Origin of the sequence: Halomonas sp., assembly GCF_014859505.1 — a bacterium.
In the GTDB taxonomy this organism is placed as follows: domain Bacteria; phylum Pseudomonadota; class Gammaproteobacteria; order Pseudomonadales; family Halomonadaceae; genus Halomonas.
On the sequence record NZ_JACUUD010000218.1, the window covers coordinates 1 to 2890 of the forward strand.

3 protein-coding genes and 1 pseudogene are annotated in these 2890 nt (G+C 69.8%); all 4 read left to right on the forward strand.

The features are described 5' to 3' along the window. Positions 1-69 precede the first annotated feature (69 nt). Entirely contained in the window at positions 70-456 is a 387-nt protein-coding gene (locus IBX53_RS15575) for a hypothetical protein (protein ID WP_290911131.1), read from the forward strand. A gap of 88 nt (positions 457-544) precedes the next feature. Further along, positions 545-1951: an MFS transporter gene (locus IBX53_RS15580; protein WP_290911134.1), complete on the forward strand. Its 1407-nt coding sequence runs from the start codon at positions 545-547 to the stop codon at positions 1949-1951. Positions 1952-2294: 343 nt separating this feature from the next. After that, positions 2295-2606: a BolA/IbaG family iron-sulfur metabolism protein gene (locus tag IBX53_RS15585; protein ID WP_169959360.1), complete on the forward strand. Its 312-nt coding sequence runs from the start codon at positions 2295-2297 to the stop codon at positions 2604-2606. Continuing rightward, positions 2603-2890: pseudogene (locus IBX53_RS15590) on the forward strand (hypothetical protein); the annotation flags it as partial. The gene IBX53_RS15585 and the pseudogene IBX53_RS15590, both read left to right, overlap by 4 nt.

Consider the following 2890-nt stretch of genomic DNA (forward strand, 5'->3'; position numbering starts at 1 on the left):
CGGGAAGCATTGGTAAACCCTGCGGCCAGCACCCATAATGGTCATCGTTTCGACGTCGAGGAGACCCCCATGAAACTGCTCAACCGCTCTGCCCTGAGCGTCCGCCCTACCCAGCATTTCGTGGACTGGATCAATGCCCTCGAGCCGACCATGGGCGATGACGATATCGCCCTGGATGACGTCGAGCGTGAAAGCACGGTCTACCTGATCCCGGAGATGGACACCCCGGAGGCCCTGGAGGGCTTCGTGCGCGAGCGCTACCTCGAGATCCTCGAGACCGAGCTGCGCGCCTGGGAAGAGGACGAGCGCCAGTGGCCCGAGGCCATCGACTGGCCGCTGTTCCAGCGCTTCCTGACGGTGGAGCACAGCTACCTGGCCATCGACCTCGACGACGAGGCGGCACTCGAGATCTCCGAGGTCGACGACTCGCTGCTGACGGATTTCGACCTGGACTAGGCGCCAAGTCTAAGCCCAAGCCCAAGCCCGCCCCGCAGGCGGGCAAGAGGAAACCGGCTTCGGCCGGTTTCTTCATGATGGAACCCCAATGAGCACACTCTTCGAGACCCGCCCCGGCGACGACGGCCTGCCGGGCCCCGAGCGGCGCCTGGCCGTGCTGGCGCTGATCCTCGGCACCCTGATGGCGGTGGTGGATACCACCATGATCAACATCGCGCTGCCCTCCATCGCGGCGGGGTTCGAGGTGTCCGCCTCCCGGGCGGTGTGGGTCACCAACCTCTTCCAGATCAGCTGTGCGGCCTTCCTGCTGGTCTTCGCCGCGCTCAGCGAGCTGGTCAGCCGGCGGCGGATCTACGTGGCCGGGGTGGGCGTCTTCACCCTGGCCTCCCTGGGCAGTGCGCTCTCCACCAGCCTGGAGACGCTGCTGCTGTTCCGCGCCCTGCAGGGGCTGGGGGCGGCGGCGACGCTTTCCATCGGGCCCTCGCTCTACCGCTCCATCTTCCCCTCGCGCCTGCTGGGCTCGGCGCTGGGGCTCTCGGCCATGGTGGTGGCCGGCGGCTATGCGGCGGGGCCGGCCATCGGCGGCGTGCTGCTCTCCGTGGCGGACTGGCCCTGGCTGTTCGCCCTGCACCTGCCGCTGGGGGCGGTGGCGGTGGTGCTGGCCTGGAAGGCGCTGCCGCGGGAAGCGGGCCGGCGCGGCGGCTTCGACCTGGCCGGGGCGCTGCTGTCGGTGGCCATGCTGTGCGGCTTCTTCGTGGCCATGGACGGCGTTGGCCACGGCATGCCGACGGGACAGGTGGCGGCCTGGCTGGCGCTGAGCATCGCGGCCGTGCTGCTCTTCCTGCGCCGCCAGCGGCGGGCCAGCCATCCGCTGATGCCGCTTTCGATCTTCAATGAGCCGCGCTTCAGCCTGGCGCTGGTGGCCCAGGGCACCGCCTTCGTGGGCCAGGGGCTGGCCTTCGTGGCGCTCTCCTTCCTGTTCCAGAGCGAGATGGGCTTCACGCCCCTGGAGACCGCCTGGCTCTTCACCCCCTGGCCGCTGGCCATCATGCTGGTGGGCCCGCGTGCCGGCCGTCTGGCCGATCGCGTGAACCCCAGCCTGCTTGCAAGCGCGGGCCTGGCGCTGCTGCTGGTGGGGCTCGCGCTGCTGGCGCGCCTTCCCGCCGAGGCGGGGGTGGTCGATGTGCTGTGGCGGATGCTGCTGTGCGGGGTCGGCTTCGGGCTCTTCCAGCCGCCCAACAACCGCGAGCTGATGAGCACCGTGCCCCGCGAGCGCAGCGCCAACGCCTCCGGCATCATGAGCACCTCGCGCACCGTGGGGCAGTCGCTGGGGGTGGCCATGGTGGGTGCCTTCCTGGCCACCGGCATGCCGGTGCAAGCCACCCTGTGGCTCGGCGCCCTGGCGACCCTGCTGGCGCTGGGCGCGAGCCTGGCCCGGGTGCCGCTGGCCGGCGCCGCCCAGCGGAGTGCCAAGCAGGCCGCCTCAAGCGAGTGAGCCGCATCGTTACCGCTCGGCAGAGCGGGTACAATGGGGTTTTCATTACGCTCCTCGAAAACTCGCGTGAATCTCAGTTGTGGCCGATCAGCTATTGAGGGAGCTATTGTGGGAGCCGGGCTTTGCCCGCGGTTCGACGCTTCGACGAATGGAGACCGAAGGGCTCCTGGCGGCATGCGCCAACGCCAGCAACCCCGCCGGGGCGCCTGCGGCGCCATTCGCCCGGCAGAGCCGATCTCCCACCTGTAGCTTCAAGCCTCGTGAATGCTTGAAAGGCAACGGCAACTTGGAATTTCCCGCCAGTCTGCGAAGAGCGCTTTATTCAATCAATCCGGGAGCCGCCATGAGCATCCAGGCCACCATCGAAGAGAAGCTGCAGGCCCTCGCGCCCGCCTTTCTGGCGGTGGAGAACGAGAGCCATCGGCACAATGTGCCGGCCAATTCCGAGACCCACTTCAAGGTCACCCTCGTCTCCGAGCGTCTCGAGGGGCTGATGCCGGTCAAGCGCCACCAGCAGGTCTATGCCCTGCTGGCCGATGAGCTGGCCGGGCCGGTCCACGCCCTGGCGCTGCACCTCTATACCCCCGCCGAGTGGCAGGCCAGCGGCCAGAGCCGCCCCGATTCGCCCGACTGCCGGGGTGGCAGCAAGTCGTGATCACCGAGCCGCAGCGGCTCCAGTACCTGGAGGCCATGGGGCTGACGGCCTGGGTGGCGCGCTATGCGCTGCCCAACGCCCGCCCGACCCCGGCCTGCGAGTGGGAGCTGCCCGAGGCACCCCCCGCCGAGGCACCCGGCGATCGCCTGCACGCGCTGCTGGACGAGGCCAGCGAGGTGCCCCCGGCGCGCTCTGTCGAGCCGGAACCGCCGCGAGCGGCGCGCGCTCCCAGGCCCGGCATGGCGCGGGCGCTGCTCGCGGAGCCCTCGACGCAGCAGGCGCCG